This is a genomic window from Streptomyces sp. NPDC005141, assembly GCF_053599975.1.
On the sequence record NZ_JBSFYW010000022.1, the window covers coordinates 30575 to 47126 of the forward strand.

General features: G+C 72.3%; 14 protein-coding genes. 3 read left to right on the forward strand and 11 right to left on the reverse strand.

Annotated elements, in window-relative coordinates; translation table 11 throughout:
• Window positions 1-78 precede the first annotated feature (78 nt).
• Window positions 79-1071, forward strand: coding sequence for a GTPase Era (era, locus tag ACWD68_RS19210; RefSeq protein WP_451807611.1), 993 nt, complete (start codon window positions 79-81; stop codon window positions 1069-1071).
• An 89-nt stretch (window positions 1072-1160) separates the two neighbouring features.
• Here era and ACWD68_RS19215 read toward each other — a convergent pair whose 3' ends face one another.
• A complete protein-coding gene (locus ACWD68_RS19215) occupies window positions 1161-1514 on the reverse strand; it encodes a cytidine deaminase (protein WP_351538537.1) in 354 nt (117 codons plus the stop codon).
• A gap of 60 nt (window positions 1515-1574) precedes the next feature.
• Complete coding sequence (locus ACWD68_RS19220) at window positions 1575-2396, reverse strand: helix-turn-helix transcriptional regulator (RefSeq protein WP_451807681.1); 822 nt, start codon at window positions 2394-2396, stop codon at window positions 1575-1577.
• A gap of 143 nt (window positions 2397-2539) precedes the next feature.
• Between ACWD68_RS19220 and ACWD68_RS19225 the strand changes: the two genes are divergently transcribed.
• Window positions 2540-4147 carry an MFS transporter gene (locus ACWD68_RS19225; RefSeq protein ID WP_451807612.1) on the forward strand — a complete coding sequence of 536 codons (1608 nt, stop codon included), beginning with the start codon at window positions 2540-2542 and terminating at the stop codon, window positions 4145-4147.
• A 3-nt stretch (window positions 4148-4150) separates the two neighbouring features.
• Here the strand turns inward: ACWD68_RS19225 and ACWD68_RS19230 are convergent, their stop codons facing one another.
• The 5 genes from ACWD68_RS19230 to ACWD68_RS19250 all read right to left on the reverse strand — a co-directional run bounded on the left by ACWD68_RS19230 (window position 4151) and on the right by ACWD68_RS19250 (window position 8710).
• Window positions 4151-4510: an MmcQ/YjbR family DNA-binding protein gene (locus ACWD68_RS19230; RefSeq protein WP_451807613.1), complete on the reverse strand. Its 360-nt coding sequence runs from the start codon at window positions 4508-4510 to the stop codon at window positions 4151-4153.
• Complete coding sequence (locus tag ACWD68_RS19235; protein WP_451807614.1) at window positions 4507-5811, reverse strand: hemolysin family protein; 1305 nt, start codon at window positions 5809-5811, stop codon at window positions 4507-4509. The genes ACWD68_RS19230 and ACWD68_RS19235 overlap by 4 nt, the downstream gene beginning before the upstream one ends.
• Window positions 5808-6305: an rRNA maturation RNase YbeY gene (ybeY, locus tag ACWD68_RS19240; RefSeq protein WP_451807615.1), complete on the reverse strand. Its 498-nt coding sequence runs from the start codon at window positions 6303-6305 to the stop codon at window positions 5808-5810. The genes ACWD68_RS19235 and ybeY overlap by 4 nt, the downstream gene beginning before the upstream one ends.
• 12 nt (window positions 6306-6317) lie before the next feature.
• On the reverse strand, window positions 6318-7376 hold the full coding sequence (locus ACWD68_RS19245) for a PhoH family protein (protein ID WP_451807616.1): 1059 nt from the start codon (window positions 7374-7376) through the stop codon (window positions 6318-6320).
• 209 nt (window positions 7377-7585) lie between these two features.
• Window positions 7586-8710, reverse strand: coding sequence for a carbohydrate kinase family protein (locus ACWD68_RS19250; protein ID WP_451807617.1), 1125 nt, complete (start codon window positions 8708-8710; stop codon window positions 7586-7588).
• Window positions 8711-9112: 402 nt separating this feature from the next.
• Here ACWD68_RS19250 and ACWD68_RS19255 point away from each other — a divergent pair, with 402 nt between their 5' ends.
• Entirely contained in the window at window positions 9113-10531 is a 1419-nt protein-coding gene (locus ACWD68_RS19255) for an MFS transporter (RefSeq protein WP_451807618.1), read from the forward strand.
• A 109-nt stretch (window positions 10532-10640) separates the two neighbouring features.
• Here the strand turns inward: ACWD68_RS19255 and ACWD68_RS19260 are convergent, their stop codons facing one another.
• The 4 genes from ACWD68_RS19260 to ACWD68_RS19275 form a co-directional block, all read right to left on the reverse strand.
• A complete protein-coding gene (locus ACWD68_RS19260; RefSeq protein WP_451807619.1) occupies window positions 10641-11633 on the reverse strand; it encodes an adenosine deaminase in 993 nt (330 codons plus the stop codon).
• Between the two features lie 276 nt (window positions 11634-11909).
• Window positions 11910-12815, reverse strand: a complete 906-nt coding sequence (locus tag ACWD68_RS19265) for a ribonuclease Z (RefSeq protein WP_451807620.1) — start codon at window positions 12813-12815, stop codon at window positions 11910-11912.
• Between the two features lie 6 nt (window positions 12816-12821).
• The gene (locus tag ACWD68_RS19270) at window positions 12822-13199 is read right to left on the reverse strand and encodes a histidine triad nucleotide-binding protein (RefSeq protein ID WP_451807621.1); all 378 of its coding nucleotides are present in this window, start codon (window positions 13197-13199) and stop codon (window positions 12822-12824) included.
• A 91-nt stretch (window positions 13200-13290) separates the two neighbouring features.
• Complete coding sequence (locus ACWD68_RS19275) at window positions 13291-16503, reverse strand: S41 family peptidase (RefSeq protein ID WP_451807622.1); 3213 nt, start codon at window positions 16501-16503, stop codon at window positions 13291-13293.
• Window positions 16504-16552 lie beyond the last annotated feature (49 nt).

The window sequence follows — 16552 nt, forward strand, 5'->3', positions numbered from 1 at the left end:
CCGGTGCGCGGGTATCGGAATGCCCGCTTCCCGGGTATCGAACAACTTGGTACGGCGGGCGCCCGACGATCAGGGAGAATGGGCGCCATGAGCGTTCGCAACCAGTCATCCGAGCCGTCCAAGGACGGGGGCGCCCCGCACGCCCTCGAGGCAGTGGGGAACCACCGCGCCGGCTTCGCCTGTTTCGTGGGCCGCCCCAACGCGGGCAAGTCCACCCTCACGAACGCTCTGGTCGGCCAGAAGGTGGCGATCACCGCGAACCAGCCGCAGACCACGCGGCACACCGTGCGCGGCATCGTGCACCGGCCCGACGCGCAGCTGATCCTCGTCGACACCCCTGGCCTGCACAAACCGCGCACGCTGCTGGGTGAGCGGCTCAACGACATCGTGCGCACCACCTGGGCCGAGGTCGACGTGATCGGCTTCTGCCTGCCCGCGAACGAGAAGCTCGGCCCGGGTGACCGTTTCATCGCGAAGGAACTGGCGTCCATCAAGAAGACGCCGAAGATCGCGATCGTCACGAAGACCGACCTCGTCGACAGCAAGACGCTCGCCGAGCAGCTCATCGCGATCGACCAGCTCGGCCGCGAGCTGGGGTTCGAGTGGGCCGAGATCGTGCCGGTGTCCGCGGTCGCGGACACGCAGGTGGGTCTGCTGGCGGACCTGATCGTCCCGCTGCTGCCGGAGGGGCCCGCCCTCTATCCCGAGGGCGACCTGACGGACGAGCCCGAGCAGGTCATGATCGCGGAGCTGATCCGCGAGGCCGCCCTGGAGGGCGTCCGTGACGAGCTTCCGCACTCCATCGCCGTCGTGGTCGAGGAGATGCTGCCGCGGGAGGACCGCCCCGCCGACAAGCCGCTCCTCGACATCCACGCCTTCGTCTACATCGAGCGCCCCAGCCAGAAGGGCATCATCATCGGCCCCAAGGGCAAGCGGCTCAAGGACGTCGGCATCAAGTCCCGCAAGCAGATCGAGGCCCTGCTGGGCACGCCGGTCTTCCTCGACCTCCATGTGAAGGTCGCCAAGGACTGGCAGCGGGACCCCCGGCAGCTGCGCAAGCTCGGCTTCTGAGAGACCCCCGCCTCCGCCGGCCCACGCCGCACCGCCCGCGCCGGGTGCTCGGCCGCGGGCCGGGGCCGGCGGACCGGGGGAAGCCCTTCTCAGCCTGCCGTCACCGTCTGCCGTACGACGCCGTCGAGCCCGGCCAGCAGCACCGGAGTCCCGGGCCCGCCGAGATCCCGTACGGCCGCGCGGTCCGCGTCCGCGACGGCCTCCGCCTCGGACACCACGGCCGCCGCCTCCAGGGACTTCGCACCGGACGCCACGGCCATCGCCACGGCGGTCTGCAGGGCGCTCAGCCGCAAGGACGTCAGCTCCACGGTCCCGGCGACGTAGGTACGCCCCGTCTCGTCCCGTACGGCGGCCCCCTCGGGCACACCGTTGCGGGCCCGCGTGGAGCGGGCCAGGGTGACGATCTTGCGGTCCTCGGGGTCGAGCGCGCTGCTGTCGGTCATGACCAGAGCATACGAAGTGCCGGCGCGCGCTCCCGCCGAAGGGTCACCGGGCACGTCGGGTCAGCCGGCCACCGGATACATCGAGCCGCGCCGGCCCTCCGGCGAGGCCAGCCACTCCAGCTTCGACGCCGTGTTCGCCTCCGGCAGCGGTGTGTGCAGCACGATCGTGAGGTCGGGCCGGACCGGTACCTTCATCGCCGTGGACTCGACGGCGAGCAGCCCCACCAGCGGATGGTCGAGCTCCTTGCGGATCTGCCCGGCGTCCTCGATGTCCCGCCGCTCCCACAGTTCCGCGAACTCGGCGCTGGCCTCGGTGAGTCGGGCCAGCAGTTCACGGAACCCCTCGTCGTCCGGCGCGGCGGCGCACGACGCGCGGAACTGGGCCACGACGGTGCGCGCGTTGCGCTCCCAGGTCCGCGAACGGCCCCGGTAGAGCGGGTCGGTGAAGAAGTCGACGATGCAGTTCTGGGTGTTCTCGGGACGCATGCCGAGGACGACCTGAGCGGCGTCGTTGTACATGACGCAGTTGTAGTACGGGTCCATGATGTGTGCCGGATACGGCATCCACGTGTCGATCAGCCGCCGCAGCCCGTCGCACATGTCCCGGTCCCCGGGGGCGACTTCGGGGGCGGGCGGGTTCAGTCCGGCCAGCGTGTACAGATGGCGCCGCTCGGTGTTGCTGAGCCGCAGCACGCGGGCGACCGAGTCGAGGACCTGCGACGACACGGAGATGTCCCGCCCCTGCTCCAGCCACTGGTACCAGGACGCCCCGACGCCCGCGAGGACGGCGACCTCCTCACGGCGCAGCCCCGGTGTGCGGCGGCGGGCACCGCCGTCCGGGAGCCCGGCCTCGGCCGGTGACACCCGCGCCCTGCGGCTCATCAGGAAGTCCCGCAGTTCCGGGCGCCGATGGGTCTTGAGCACGTCCTCGCTCACCTACGCGTCCCCCTCCGGTGGCTGGTGGTGCGACCACCAGCATAAGTTCCGGCTCCCCACGGATATTCCGGCCGCCGCAGGCTGTTGCCATGGCGACCGAGACAACGACCGCGTCCACCGACCGCACCCCCGGCGACACCCCGCCGCCGGGCACCGATCCAGGCATCGGCTCAGACAACGACCCGGACAACGACCCGGCCATCGACGTTGGCATCACTGCTGACATCGACTCAGGCCCCCCGAACGGCCTCCGGATCCACCGTTCCTCCGCTCCTCCTGCTCGCCCGGCTCCCCCGGCCCTGGGGAAGGACCACCCACCCCTCGGCAGCCGGCTGTCGCGACGCGACCGGCTCGTCCTCTTCGTGTTGTGCGCGGCCCAGTTCATGGTCGCGCTGGACTTCTCCGTCCTGAACGTGGCGCTGCCCGTGCTCGGCGCCGACCTCGGCATGAGCCGCTCGGCGCTCCAGTGGGCGGTCACCGCCTTCGCGCTGCCGTCCGGCGGCTTCCTGCTCCTCTTCGGCCGCATCGGCGATCTGTACGGCCGCCGCAGGCTCTTCCTCGGCGGACTGGCGTTGTTCGGGACGGCCTCGCTGCTGGCGACCTTCGCCTGGGACCCGACGTCGTTCCTGGCCGGACGCGCCCTGCAGGGCCTGGGCGCGGCGGCGATCGTCCCGACCGGCATGTCGCTGCTGACCACTACCTTCCCGGAGGGCCCCGCGCGTGACCGCGCGCTCGGCATCTCGGGCACGCTCCTGTCGCTCGGCTTCACGGTCGGCATGGTGGCGGGCGGCGTCCTGACGGACGCGCTCGGCTGGCGTTCGACGATGGGTCTGCTGTCGGTGTTCGCGCTGATCGTGCTGCCGCTGGCTCCGGGCCTGCTGCCCGAGTCCCGGACCCCGGACCGTCCGCGCCTGGACATCCCGGGCGCGGTCACCGTCACCGGCGCCCTGCTGGCCCTGATCTACGCCCTGTCGACGGCGGCGGACCGCGGCTTCGGCGGCGCGGACGTGATCACGACGCTCGTCGTGGGCGTTCTGCTGCTCGGCGCCTTCGTCCGCGCCGAGTCCCGCGCCGCCGCCCCGCTGGTCAGCCTCCCGATGCTGCGCCGTCGCACGGTGGCGTGGGGCAACCTGGGCGGCCTGGTCACCTTCTCGATGATGTCGACGGTCGTGTTCGTGCTGACCCTGTACTTCCAGGAGACCCTCGGGCTCTCCGCCTTCGAGACCGGCCTGGTCTTCGGCGTGCAGGGGGTGCTGTCGGCCGTCGCCGGGGTGTACGCCCCGAAGGTCATCGGCCGCGTCGGCGCCCGCCGTACGCTGGTCGGCTCGCTGGCCGGCCAGGGCCTGTTCGTGGCGACGATGCTGACGCTGGGCACGCACCTCTGGTCCGTCTGGATCGCCACCGCCGCGGTGTCGCTGGCCAGCATGTGCCACTTGGGCGCGATCATCTCGTACGGCCTGACCGTCACCTCGGGCGTCCCCGACGAGGAACAGGGCCTGGCCACCGGCCTGGTGACCTCCACCCAGCAGGTGGGCATCACGGTCGGCATCCCGCTGCTCGGTGTCCTCGCGACCACGTCGGACGACCTGCTGGCCGGCCTCCACACGGTCCTCGCCCTGGACGCGGCGATCGTGCTGGCGGCGGCGGGGCTGGTCGCGGCGGGACTCGGGCGACGCGGCGCGACGCGGACCCGCTGAGGGTCAGGGACGGTCGAGGCGCAGGCGCTCGGCCCGCGGCAGACCGGCGACGACGAGATCGTACGAGTCCTCGACGAGCTCCCGGACCAGGCGGTCCGGGAGCTCGCCGTCCGCGGTCACCGTGTTCCAGTGCCGTTTGTTCATGTGGTAGCCCGGGACGATCAGCCCCGGGTACTGCTCGCGCAGCCGGATCGCGTCCTGCGGGTCGCACTTGAGATTGACCGTGAGCGGGCTCGCGTCCAGGTTCGTCAGCGCGAAGAGCTTGCCCAGCACCTTGAAGACCGAGGTCTCGGGGGTGAAGGGAAAGTCCTCGACGGCCGCGTTGAAGGACAGGCAGAAGGCGCGCAGCTGCCGCGGGGTCACTCCGGCTTCTCCTCCACCGGCGGCCCGGCCGGGCCGACCGGCTCGACGAGGACCGTGACGATCTTGTTCCGGCGGCCCGCCGCGGCCTCCGCCGTCAGCCGCAGCTCACGCCCGTCGGGCAGTTCGACCACCGAGGAGGCACCGGCGATGGGCACCCGCCCCAGCGCCTTGGCGAGCAGTCCGCCGACGGTCTCCACGTCCTCGTCGTCGTAGGCCTCGAAGCCGTACAGCTCGCCGAGGTCTCCGATGTCGAGGCGGGCGGTCACCCGGAAGCGGTCGTCGCCGAGCTCCTGGACGGGCGGCAGTTCGCGGTCGTACTCGTCGGTGATCTCGCCGACGATCTCCTCGAGGATGTCCTCGATGGTGACGATGCCTGCCGTGCCGCCGTACTCGTCGATGACGACGGCGACGTGATTGCGCTCCTGCTGCATCTCGCGCAGCAGATCGCCCGCGTTCTTGGTGTCGGGCACGAACGTGGCCGGGCGCATGGCCGTGGCCACCAGCTCGGACTCGGCCTCGCGGCTGATGTGCGTCTTGCGGGCCAGGTCCTTCAGATACACGATCCCGACGATGTCGTCCTCGTTCTCCCCGGTGACCGGGATGCGCGAGAAGCCGGAGCGCAGGGCCAGGGTGAGGGCCTGCCGGATCGTCTTGTAGCGCTCGATGACGACGAGGTCCGTGCGGGGCACCATGACCTCGCGCACGAGGGTGTCGCCGAGCTCGAAGACGGAGTGCACCATGCGGCGCTCCTCGTCCTCGATGAGGGACTCCTTCTCGGCGAGGTCGACCAGCGCCCGCAGCTCCGCCTCGGAGGCGAACGGGCCGCGCCTGAACCCCTTGCCGGGCGTGAGCGCGTTGCCGATGAGGATCAGCAGCGGGGGGATCGGGCCCATGATCCGGGCCAGCGGCAGCAGGACGTACGCCGCCGCCGTCGCGGTGTTCAGCGGGTGCTGGCGGCCGATGGTGCGCGGCGAGACGCCGACCGCGACGTACGACACGAGGACCATGACGCCGATGGCGACGGCGAGGGCCTGCCAGGTCTTGTCGAACTCCTTCAGACAGGCGTAGACGACGAGCGCGGCGGCCGCCATCTCGCAGGCGACGCGGACGAGCAGCGCCACGTTCAGGTAGCGCGTCGGGTCCGCGGCGACCTGCGCGAGCTTGGCGCTGCCCCGCCGCCCGCTGCGCACGGCCTCCTCGGCTCGGAAGCTGGAGACGCGCGCGAGGCCCGCCTCCGCGCAGGCGGCGAGCCAGGCGACGACGACCAGGGCGATGGCACCGATGACCAGCTGAGGGCTCATGACAAGGTCGGGGCCGGAGACGGACCCGTCATGCCCTTCTCCGCGCGCCAGCCGTCCACGATGGCGGCCTGCAGACCGAACATCTCGGCCTTCTCGTCGGCTTCCTCGTGGTCGTAGCCGAGCAGGTGCAGCACGCCGTGGACGGTGAGCAGTTGGAGCTCCTCGTCCATGGAGTGCTCCGTCGGGGCCTCCTTGCCCTGGCGCTCGGCGACCTCGGGGCAGAGCACGATGTCGCCGAGCAACCCCTGCGGCGGCTCGTCGTCGTCCTTCGACGGGGGACGCAGCTCGTCCATCGGGAAGGACATGACATCCGTCGGCCCCGGCAGGTCCATCCACTGGATGTGCAACTGCTCCATGGCGTCGGTGTCCACGACGATCACCGAGAGCTCGGAGAGCGGGTGGATGCGCATCCGCGCGAGCGCGTAGCGGGCGATGTCGAGGATCGCCTGCTCGTCGACCTCGGTTCCGGATTCGTTGTTGACGTCGATCGACATGGCGGTGCTGGTCTACTTCCCCTTGTGGCCCCGGCTCTTGTGGGAGCCGTTCTCGGTGCCGTTCTCGCTGTCGTACTTCTCGTACGCGTCGACGATACGGCCGACCAGCTTGTGCCGGACGACATCGTGGGACGTGAGCCGCGAGAAGTGGACGTCGTCGAGGCCCTCCAGGATGTCCTGGACCTGCCGCAGACCCGACTTCGTGCCGCTCGGAAGGTCGACCTGTGTCACGTCTCCCGTGATCACGATCTTCGATTCGAAGCCGAGCCGGGTGAGGAACATCTTCATCTGCTCGGGGCTCGTGTTCTGGGCCTCGTCCAGGATGATGAAGGCGTCGTTGAGGGTCCGACCACGCATGTACGCCAGCGGCGCGACCTCGATCGTGCCCGCCGCCATCAGGCGCGGGATCGAGTCCGGGTCGAGCATGTCGTGCAGCGCGTCGTAGAGCGGGCGCAGGTAGGGGTCGATCTTCTCGTAGAGCGTGCCGGGCAGGAAGCCGAGACGCTCGCCGGCCTCGACCGCCGGGCGGGTCAGGATGATCCGGTTGACCTGCTTGGACTGGAGCGCCTGGACGGCCTTCGCCATGGCGAGGTACGTCTTGCCGGTACCGGCGGGGCCGATGCCGAACACGATGGTGTGCTTGTCGATGGCGTCGACGTAGCGCTTCTGGTTGAGCGTCTTGGGGCGGATGGTACGGCCTCGCGAGGACAGGATGTTCTGCGTGAGCACTTCGGCCGGAGTCTCCTGGCCATCGCCCTCCCCGTTCTCGCTCGCCCTGAGCATGGCGATCGAGCGTTCCACTGCGTCCTCCGTCATGGGCTGCCCCGTGCGGAGCACCAGCATCATCTCGTCGAACAGGCGCTGGACGAGAGCGACTTCACCGGCGTCGCCGACCGCACTGATCTCGTTTCCCCGGACGTGGATGTCGGCCGCCGGGAAGGCCTTCTCGATCACGCGCAGCAGGGCGTCTCCGGAACCCAGAACAGTCACCATGGGGTGCTTGGCCGGGACGGTGAAGTGCGCGCGTGCCTGCCCCTGAACGGGGCCGTGAGCTGTGGGTGTCTGAGTCATGGGCCGGCTCTGTAGGCCTGCGTATCCTCCTCGGTCGGCACGCTTGCCACATGGGCAGCCTTGCGGTTCCCAGCGTACGTCGCGGCACTGACAGAGCCGTAGGGCTTTTCCTGAGGTCACGACGTCGTGACCTCAGGCGCCCCGACCGCACGCTCAGGTGACCCGCGGGAGATCAGGGGCTCCCGGCCGGTCCCGGTGATCCGCCGGCCTCACGCCGAGCGGCCGAAGCCGATCGTCGGCACCGCCCGCCGCAGCGGCCAGGGGCGGGTGACCTCGGGGAGCAGGCCCTCCAGGAAGGCGTACCGGCGCAGGGCCGTCGGATCCTGGTCGTCGACCGACTGGACCCGGCGCCACCAGGCGGAGATCTCCGACCAGCCGGGCGCCGACAGTGATCCGCCGAACTCCTGGACGGAGAGCGCGGCGGTCAGCCCGGCGAAGGCGAGCCGGTCGGAGAGCGGCCAGTCGGCCAGGGTCCCCATGACGAATCCGGCGACGAAGACGTCTCCCGCGCCCGTGGGATCCAGCGCCTCGACGGCGATCGCCGGGACCTCGGCGCTCTCCCCGGAGCGGCCGTCCACGGCGTAGGCACCCTCGGCACCGAGGGTGACGACCGCCAGCGGTACGTGCTCGGCCAGCGCGTGCGCCGCCGCGCGCGGGCAGTCGGCGCCGGTGTACCGCATGGCCTCCTCGGCGTTCGGCAGGAACGCCTCGCAGTGCGCCAGATCGGCGAGGCCCGCCAGGTCCCAGCGGCCGGTGTCGTCCCAGCCGACGTCCGCGAAGATCCGGGTGCCCCGGCTCGCGGCCTGCGCGATCCAGGGTGCGCGGACTCCCGGGGTCAGCGAGGCGACGGCGGCCCGCGCGCGTGGCGGGCAGTCCGGGGCCGGCTCCTCGGGCGGCGGCTCGTGCCCGTGGCTGACCATGGTCCGCTCTCCCTCGTACGCCATCGACACGGTGACCGGCGAGTGCCAGCCGGGCACGGTCCGCGACGGCGTCAGGTCGATGCCCTCGCCCTGCTCCAGGGCGTCCCAGCAGTACTCCCCGTAGTGGTCGTCCCCGAAGGCGGCGGCGAGGGAGGTCTTCAGTCCCAGCCGGGCGAGGGCGGTCGCCATGTTCGCGACTCCGCCGGGGCTCGAACCCATGCCGCGCGCCCAGGACTCGGTGCCGCGCACGGGGGCGGAGTCGAGCCCGGTGAAGATGATGTCCAGGAAGACGGTGCCCGTGAGGTAGACGTCCCAGGGCGGATCGCTCGCCGTGCGCAGCCCGGCGAGCGGGTCGACATGGGCCTGGCGGGCATGGGCCTGGCGGAACGGTCCCTCGCCGTTGGACGCGATCACGGTGCGCTCCCTGGGTGGTGCGGATCTGGCCAGTGTGCACCACACCCGCCGGGCGGGGCCGTGAGTCACGCCGGGGCTGCCGTCGTCCGTGGTGCGGGTGGGTGTCGTCCCCTCAGGGCCCGCGCCCCGCCGCTCCTCCGGGTACGCGCGCCGGTCCCTCACCTGCCGAAACGCCCTCGCCCCCCGTGGCCCGGCACCGGCATCCGGCCCCGCTCGGCGCCTGAAGGATCGGCGCCTCTACCCCGGGCTCCTCACCCCAAACGAAGAGTGCCCCAGATCACATCTTTCGGCCTTCTTCGCGGAGCCACCCACTTGATACAAATTGCCCGCGCGTTCCTGTCCGTCGACAGCCGCCCCCTCCCCCCTCTTCTTGAGCCGCTCTCGCATGCCCTGGGAACGCCCGTGTCCGCCCGCACCACCACGCCCTGGCCCCTCGTCGCCCTTTTCACGGCCGGGTACCTCGCCGCGTATCTGCTGCCCACCACCGTCGGCCGCCTGGACGCGGGACTCCCGCTCTCGGCCACCCAGGCCGGCGCCGTCGGCAGTGTCCTGCTGCTGAGTTCGGCCTCGGCCGGCTTCCTGCTCGCCTCCCGCGTCGACCGTTTCGGCCCGCGCCGGCTGGCCCGCGCCGGCCTGCTCCTCGCCGCCGTCGGCTACGGCACCGCCGCGCTCACGGCGGCCGTCCCCCTCGTGATCGCCGGCGCTATCGTCGGCGGCTTCGGGTCCGGTACGGCCACCACGGTCGCCGCGACCGGGATCGCCGGCCGGAGCGATCCGCACCGGGTCACCACCCTGGGCCTGCTCGGCGTCTCCGCCCTCGCGGGCGCGCTCTATCTGACGATCCCGCGTCTTGGCCCGGCGCACGGCGTCCCGCTCGCCGCGATCGCCTGCGCGTCCCTGCTCTCGCTGCCTCTGACGGGACGCCTTCCCGCGCACCCGCCGACGGCCCGCACCCGGCGCTCCGCCGGTCCGCTCCCGCACCGCCGCTCCGGGCTGCTCCTCGCCGCCGCGATGCTCTTCTGGTCCCTCGCGCAGAACGCCCTGTGGGGTGTGAGCGGCCGGATAGGCCTGACGCAGGCGGGCCTCACCGAGGTCACCGTCGGCGCGGTCTTCGCGGTGGCACTCGGCGCCGGACTGCTCGGGGTCGTCGGCGCGGGCGCCCTCGGCCCGCGGCTCGGCACCGCGCTGCCGATCGGCCTGGGCACGGCGCTGATCGCCGGCTGTATCGCGCTCAGCTCGGCGGCCGCCGATCTGACGTCCTTCGCGGCGGGCGAGATCGCCTGGAACACGCTGTACCCGGTCGTGCTCACCTACGTGATCGGTCTCGCCGCGTCCATGGACCCGCGCGGCCGGTGGGCGGTCCTCGTCGGCTCCGCCTCCTCGCTCGGCACGGCGTGCGGCCCGCTCACCGGCAGCCTGCTGTCCGCGCGGGCGGGCTACCCGGCGATGGGCACGGTCCTGGCGGCCGGCCTGCTGCTGGTCTGCGTCCCGATGACACTCGTGGCGCTGCGTCCGCGGCGCGTCACTCAGATCGTCGAGATCCCCGTCATGGAGCTGCCGGTCGCGAACGCCCCCGTGGCACCGATCCCGGCCGCGGACAGCCCGTTCACGAAGATCGCCGTCGCGGACAGCCCGTTCACGGAGGTCCCCGTCGTGGAGATCTCCGTGGCACCGGCCCCCGCCGTGGACAGCCCCTTCGCGAGGACCCCCCTCACGGGGATCCCGCTGGAGGCCGTGCCCGGCCCGCGGGACGCGTACGCCACGGCGGGTCCCCGGCACGCGGCGGCCACCGTGTCCGCGCCGGAGACCGTGTCCGTCTGACGTCCGTCCGCGCGGACGGACGGCGCACCACACGGATCGGCGCACGGATCGGCGCACGGACGGACGGCGCACGGACGGACGGCGCACGGGTCGGCGGGCGCCGGCCCGGCTACGGGAACTCGTACGCCTCGACCTCGGCGATGTAGCGCGCCCGCCGCTCCTCGTCGTGCTCCAGGAAGGACGCCTCGAACGAGTTGCGCGCCAGCTCCCGCAACCGCTCCTCGCCGAGACCGAGGGCCTCGCGCACCGCGTGGAAGTTGTCGCCGACGTAACCGCCGAAGTAGGCGGGGTCGTCGGAGTTGACCGTGCACAGGAGCCCGGCGTCCAGCATGGCGGGCAGCGGGTGCTCCGCCAGGACGTCCACGGCGCGCAGCCGTACGTTCGACAGCGGGCAGAGCGTCAGCGGCACCCGCTCCCGGACCAGTCGCTCGACGAGCCCGGGGTCCTCCATGCAGCGCAGCCCGTGGTCGATGCGCTCGACACCGAGGAGGTCGAGGGCCTCGGTGATGTACGCGGGCGGTCCCTCCTCACCGGCGTGCGCGACGCGCCGCAGACCGAGTTCGGCGGCGGCCTCGTACACCGCGCGGAACTTGACCGGCGGGTGGCCGACCTCGGCGGAGTCCAGGCCGATGCCGACGATCCGGTCGAGGTAGGGTTTCGCGGCCTCCAGGGTGTCCATCGCGGACTCGGCGGACTCGTCGCGCAGGAAGCACATGATCAGCTGGGTGGAGACACCGTGCGTCTCCTCGCTGCGCCCGAGCGCCCTCCACAGCCCCTCGACGACCGTCCCCATCGGCACGCCCCGGGCGATGTGCGCCTGCGGGTCGAAGAAGATCTCCGCGTGCCGCACACCCTGCGCGGCGGCCCTGGCGAGGTAGGCGTCGGCCAGGTCGGCGAAGTCCGCCTCCGTCCGCAGGACGGCCATGAGCTCGTAGTACAGGTTCAGAAACGTCTGAAGGTCGTCGAAGAGATACTCCTTGCGCAGCTCTTCGGTGTCCGCGTACGGCAGGGTGACGCCGTTGCGCGCGGCGAGCGCGAAGGCCAGCTCGGGTTCGAGGGTGCCTTCGATGTGGAGGTGCAGTTCAGCCTTGGGGAGGGACATCGAAGCATCGTACGGTCGCTTCCCGGGCACACCGAAACCGGCACCTTCCCGACACCAGGACACTCCGGCGCCGACGGCTCCCGCCGACACCAGGACACTCCGGCGCCGACGGCTCCTGCGCCTCCGCGGGCACTCGGGCACCACTCCGACGCTCGGGCACTCGGGCGCCACTCGGACTCTCGGGCAAGCAACCCGGCTTCGCTCCACCCGTGCTCCCGGCCCGACCCGGACCCGGAGCGCCACCGGAGCGGACCCGGGCCCGGAGCGGCCGAGCCGTCACCGTCGCTTCGGGACCGGCACCCTCACCAGATCGTGCGCCACCGTCAGCTCCCCGTCGAACCCCGCCGCACGGGCCTCGCGCTCGAACTCCCCGGGCTCTGAGTAGCGCTGGCTGAAGTGGGTGAGCACGAGGTGCCGTACACCCGCCTCCTTGGCCACCCGGCCCGCCTGACCTGCCGTCAGATGACCGTGGTCCGAGGCGAGTCGGTGATCGCCGTCGAGAAAGGTCGACTCGATGACGAGCAGGTCGCAGTCCTCGGCGAGCGCGTCCACGCCCTCGCACAGCCGGGTGTCCATGACGAACGCGAACCGCTGTCCGCGCCGTACCTCGCTGACGTCGTGGAGGGTGACGCCCCGCAGCGAGCCCTCCCGTTGCAGCACCCCGACGTCGGGCCCCTTGATGCCGTGCTCGGCGAGCCGCTCGGGCAGTATCCGCCGCCCGTCCGCTTCGACCAGCCGGTACCCGAAGGACTCGACCGGGTGGGACAGTCTGCGGGCCTCCAGGGTGTACGCGGGGGTCGTCGCGAGGACGCCGTCGTCCGCGACCGGCGCCTCGGTCAGCCGGGCGGTCTCGCGGTAGGCGGTGGCGTAGCGCAGCCGCTCGAAGAAGTGCTGTCCGGAGAGCGGGTAGTGCGCGGTCACCTCGTGCGGTACGCGGTCGAGGTTGATGCGCTGGATCACCCCGCCGAGTCCGAGCGAGTGGTCGCCGTGGAAGTGCGTGACGCAGATGCGGTGCACGTCGTGCGCGGCGACTCCGGCACGCAGCATCTGGCGCTGCGTGCCCTCACCGGGGTCGAAGAGGAGCCCCTCGCCGTCCCAGCGCAGCAGGTAGCCGTTGTGGTTGCGGTGCCGGGTCGGAACCTGGCTGGCGGTGCCGAGGACCACCAGTTCACGTGCGGACAAGGCCGGTTATCCCGGCGGCCACTGCATGCCACGGCCGCCCAGGAGGTGGGCGTGCGCGTGGAATACGGTCTGTCCGGCCCCGCTGCCCGTGTTGAACACGACGCGGTAGCTCTCCAGCTTCTCCTCGCCGGCGACCTCGCCGGACTCGCGCAGGACGTCCGCCGCGACGGCGGGTTCGGCGGCGGCCAGGGAGGCCGCGTCCGGGTAGTGCACCCTGGGGATGACCAGGATGTGGGTCGGCGCCTGCGGGTTGATGTCGCGGAACGCCACGATCGTGTCGGTCTCGCGCACCAGCGTCGCGGGAATGTGCCCCGCCACGATCTTGCAGAACAGGCAGTCGTCCTGCGGCTCCCCGCCCTCTGCTCGCCTCGGCTCCTGCGCCATGCGTGTGCCTCCTCACGCCAGCCGATCATTACCTCCGCATGCTAGCGGCCCGGCGGGGCGGGTGGCTCGCGGTGCCGCCCGCCCCGCCGGGTCACAGCGGCGGCAGCGCGGGCGCGGTCTTCGCCGGGTTCTCCTCCAGCGCGGCCAGCGCGATCCTGACCGCCTCGTCGAGCTGGGTGTCACGGCCGGCCGCGTGGTCCTGCGGGGCCTGGACGACCTCGACGTCGGGATCGACGCCGTGGTTCTCGACGTTCCACTCGTAACCCTCGAGCCAGAAGGCGTACTTGGGCTGCGTGACGAGGGTGCCGTCGACGAGGCGGTAGCGGCTGTCGATGCCGATGACGCCGCCCCAGGTGCGGGTGCCGACCACGGGTCCGATGCCCAGCGCCTTGATCGCCGCGTTGACGATGTCCCCGTCGGAGCCGGAGAACTCGTTGGCGACGGCGACGACGGGGCCGCGCGGCGCGTCCTCCGGGTAGCTGTAGGGGCGCAGGCCGCGGGGCAGGTCCCAGCCGACGATCCGCCGGGCGAGTTTCTCCACGACGAGCTGGGAGGTGTGGCCGCCGCGGTTCTCCCGGACGTCCACGACGAGGCCCTCGCGGGCCACTTCGATGCGCAGATCGCGGTGGAGCTGCGCCCAGCCGGAGCCGACCATGTCCGGCACGTGGAGATAGCCGAGGCGTCCGCCGGACCGCTCGTGGACATAGCGGCGCCGGTCGGCCACCCACGCGTGGTAGCGCAGCGGCTCCTCGTCGGCGAGCGGTACGACGACCGCGTGACGCGGATCGCCGCCGCCCGAGGGCGAGATGGTCAGCTCCACCGGCTTGCCCGCCGTGCCGACGAGCAGCGGCGCGGGCCCGGCCACCGGGTCCACCGGGTGTCCGCCGACCGCGACGATCGCGTCCCCGGCGCGCACCGCGACGCCGGGCGCGGCGAGCGGGGCCCGCGCGTCCGGGTCGGAGGTCTCCGAGGGGAGGATCCGGTCGATGCGCCAACTGCCGTCGTCGTGACGGGAGATGTCCGCGCCGAGGAGCCCCTGCGCCCGGTCGCCGCCGCCCCATCCGCCGCGCGGGGTGACGTAGGCGTGCGAGGTGCCGAGTTCGCCCTGCACCTCCCACAGCAGGTCGACGAGGTCGTCGTGGGTGGCGACCCGTTCCAGGACCGGCCGGTACCGGTCGAGGACCGCGTCCCAGTCGACGCCGCCCAGGTCGGGACGCCAGAAGTTGTCCCGCATGAGGCGGCCGGTCTCGTCGTACATCTGACGCCATTCGGCGGCCGGGTCGACGGTCTGGCGCACCCGCGACAGGTCGACGGTGATGTTCGTGTCGCTCTCGTCGTCGTTCGAGGCGCGCCGGTCGCTGGGGACGACCTTGAGCTTGCCGTCGGTCCACAGCGGGACCCGCTTGCCGTCTCCGGTGACGGTGAAGTGGTCGGCGTCGGCGGCGAGGTGCTCGATGCGCTGCTGGGCGAGGTCGTACCGCTCCAGTTCGGTCTTCGGGTCCGGGTCGTCCGGGGTCGCGCGGGAGGAGCCGAGCACGCCCCGCAGCGGGTGGCGCAGCCACAGCAGCCCGTCCTTGGCGGCGCGCAGCGTCGAGTAGCGGGCGGCCTCGACGGGGAACGGCACGATCCGGTCGGCGAGTCCGTCCAGGTCGATACGGGTGCTGGGGGTGCCCTCGCTGTCGGGCGTCTCGTCCTTGTCGGGCGCCTCGAAGGGCCTGCCGTGGCGCTGCGGCCCGAAGGGGGACGGTGTCGTCGCGGCCAGGGTGATCAGATACGGCCGGGAGCCGCCGACGAACGCCAGGTCGAAGACGTGCTCGTCGTAGACGGGATCGAAGGCGCGCGCCGAGAGGAAGGCGAGGTGCTTGCCGTCGAGGGTGAACGCCGGTGCGTAGTCCCGGAAGCGCAGCGGGGTCGCCTCGGTCACCGAGAGGTCGGTGGTGTTGGCGAGCTTGAGGTGGCGCAGCGGGCGCGGTCCGGGGTGCGACCAGGCGAGCCACGTCGAGTCGGGCGAGAAGACGAGACCGGTGACCTCGCCGTCCTCGCTGCGGTCCACCTCGCGGACCTCGCCGCTCTCGCGCTCGACGAGCAGCACGCGGCCGTCGTGGGAGGCGACGGCGGCGCGGCTTCCGTCGGGTGCCATGGCGAGACCGAGGACCCTGCCGAGCGCGCCCGCGGCGAGCCGCCGCGGGGTGGCTCCGGGGGCGACGCCGGTCGCGGGGGCGAATTCGAGGGCGTCGTCGCCCTCCGCGTCCGTCACCCAGACCACGTGCTCCTCGCCCTCGGCACGGAAGGTGCGGGGCAGCCGGGCGCGGACGCCCTGCTCGGTGGCGAGCGCGCGGGCCGGTCCGGAGCGGTGGGTGACCCAGTGGACGGCGCCGCGCACGGAGATCGCGCTGCCGCGTCCGGTGTGGTCGGGCGCGGCGGCGGAGAACCAGCGCGAGGCGCTCACGGGGTGGGGCTGCTGGTCGACGCGCTGGCCGCCGAGCCGGATGTCCAGCCGGCGGGGCTCGGCGCCGTCGAGGTCGTCGAGGAGCCACAGTTCACCGGCGGAGGCGTACACCACGCGGGTGCCGTCGGTGGCCGCGTGGCGGGCGTAGAAGGAGTCGAGCGGCGTGTGGCGCCGCAGGTCGGATCCGTCGGCGAGAGAGGAGTACAGGGCCCCGACGTCCTCGTGGTCCGACAGGAAGGCGATCCGCTCGCCCACCCAGAAGGGGTATTCGAGGTTCCCGTCGAGTTCCTCGTGCAGCCGGACGAACTCGCCCTCGCCGTCCCGGTCGATCCACAGCTTGCCCGCCGTGCCGCCGCGGTACCGCTTCCACCAGGCCGCCTCGCGCCCCATCGGGGCGGACAGCAGGACGACGCCGGGCGCGCCGTGGGCGACGTCGCCGACGGGGCCGTACGGCAGGGTCGTCGCGGGGCCGCCGTCGAGCGGGACGGACCGTGCCCAGGTGCGGCGCAGGCTGGCCTGGCCCTGGGTGCTGAGGGCGAGCACCTGTCCGTCGGGGGTCCAGCCTCGTACCTGGGTCTTCGAACTGCCCCAGTACGTCAGCCGTTTGGCGGGCCCGCCCGCCAGGGAGGCGATGTGGGCCTCGGGAGCGCCGTCACGTGTGGACGTCCAGGCGACGGTCGTGCCGTCCGGGGAGATGCGCGGATGGTTCACCGGCACGTTGTCGGCGCTGATCCGCCAGGCGCGGCCGCCGCCGTCGAGCGGGGCGGCCCAGATGTCGTCCTCGGCCGTGAAGACGACCAACTCGCCGTGCAGGTGCGGAAACCGGAGATACGCGGAGGGTGCGGACTCTGTCACCCGGTCACCCTACGCAGCGGACGCGCGCCCCGACAGGGGTTTGGATCAC

What these genes read in the sequence shown, in the direction of transcription:
- era (WP_451807611.1), top strand. Translation starts at nt 79, where the DNA reads ATGGGCGCCATGAGCGTTCGCAACCAGTCATCCGAGCCGTCCAAGGAC.
- ACWD68_RS19215 (WP_351538537.1), bottom strand. Translation starts at nt 1,514, where the DNA reads ATGACCGACAGCAGCGCGCTCGACCCCGAGGACCGCAAGATCGTCACC.
- ACWD68_RS19220 (WP_451807681.1), bottom strand. Translation starts at nt 2,396, where the DNA reads ATGAGCCGCAGGGCGCGGGTGTCACCGGCCGAGGCCGGGCTCCCGGAC.
- ACWD68_RS19225 (WP_451807612.1), top strand. Translation starts at nt 2,540, where the DNA reads ATGGCGACCGAGACAACGACCGCGTCCACCGACCGCACCCCCGGCGAC.
- ACWD68_RS19235 (WP_451807614.1), bottom strand. Translation starts at nt 5,811, where the DNA reads ATGAGCCCTCAGCTGGTCATCGGTGCCATCGCCCTGGTCGTCGTCGCC.
- ybeY (WP_451807615.1), bottom strand. Translation starts at nt 6,305, where the DNA reads ATGTCGATCGACGTCAACAACGAATCCGGAACCGAGGTCGACGAGCAG.
- ACWD68_RS19245 (WP_451807616.1), bottom strand. Translation starts at nt 7,376, where the DNA reads ATGACTCAGACACCCACAGCTCACGGCCCCGTTCAGGGGCAGGCACGC.
- ACWD68_RS19260 (WP_451807619.1), bottom strand. Translation starts at nt 11,633, where the DNA reads ATGTCCCTCCCCAAGGCTGAACTGCACCTCCACATCGAAGGCACCCTC.
- ACWD68_RS19270 (WP_451807621.1), bottom strand. Translation starts at nt 13,199, where the DNA reads ATGGCGCAGGAGCCGAGGCGAGCAGAGGGCGGGGAGCCGCAGGACGAC.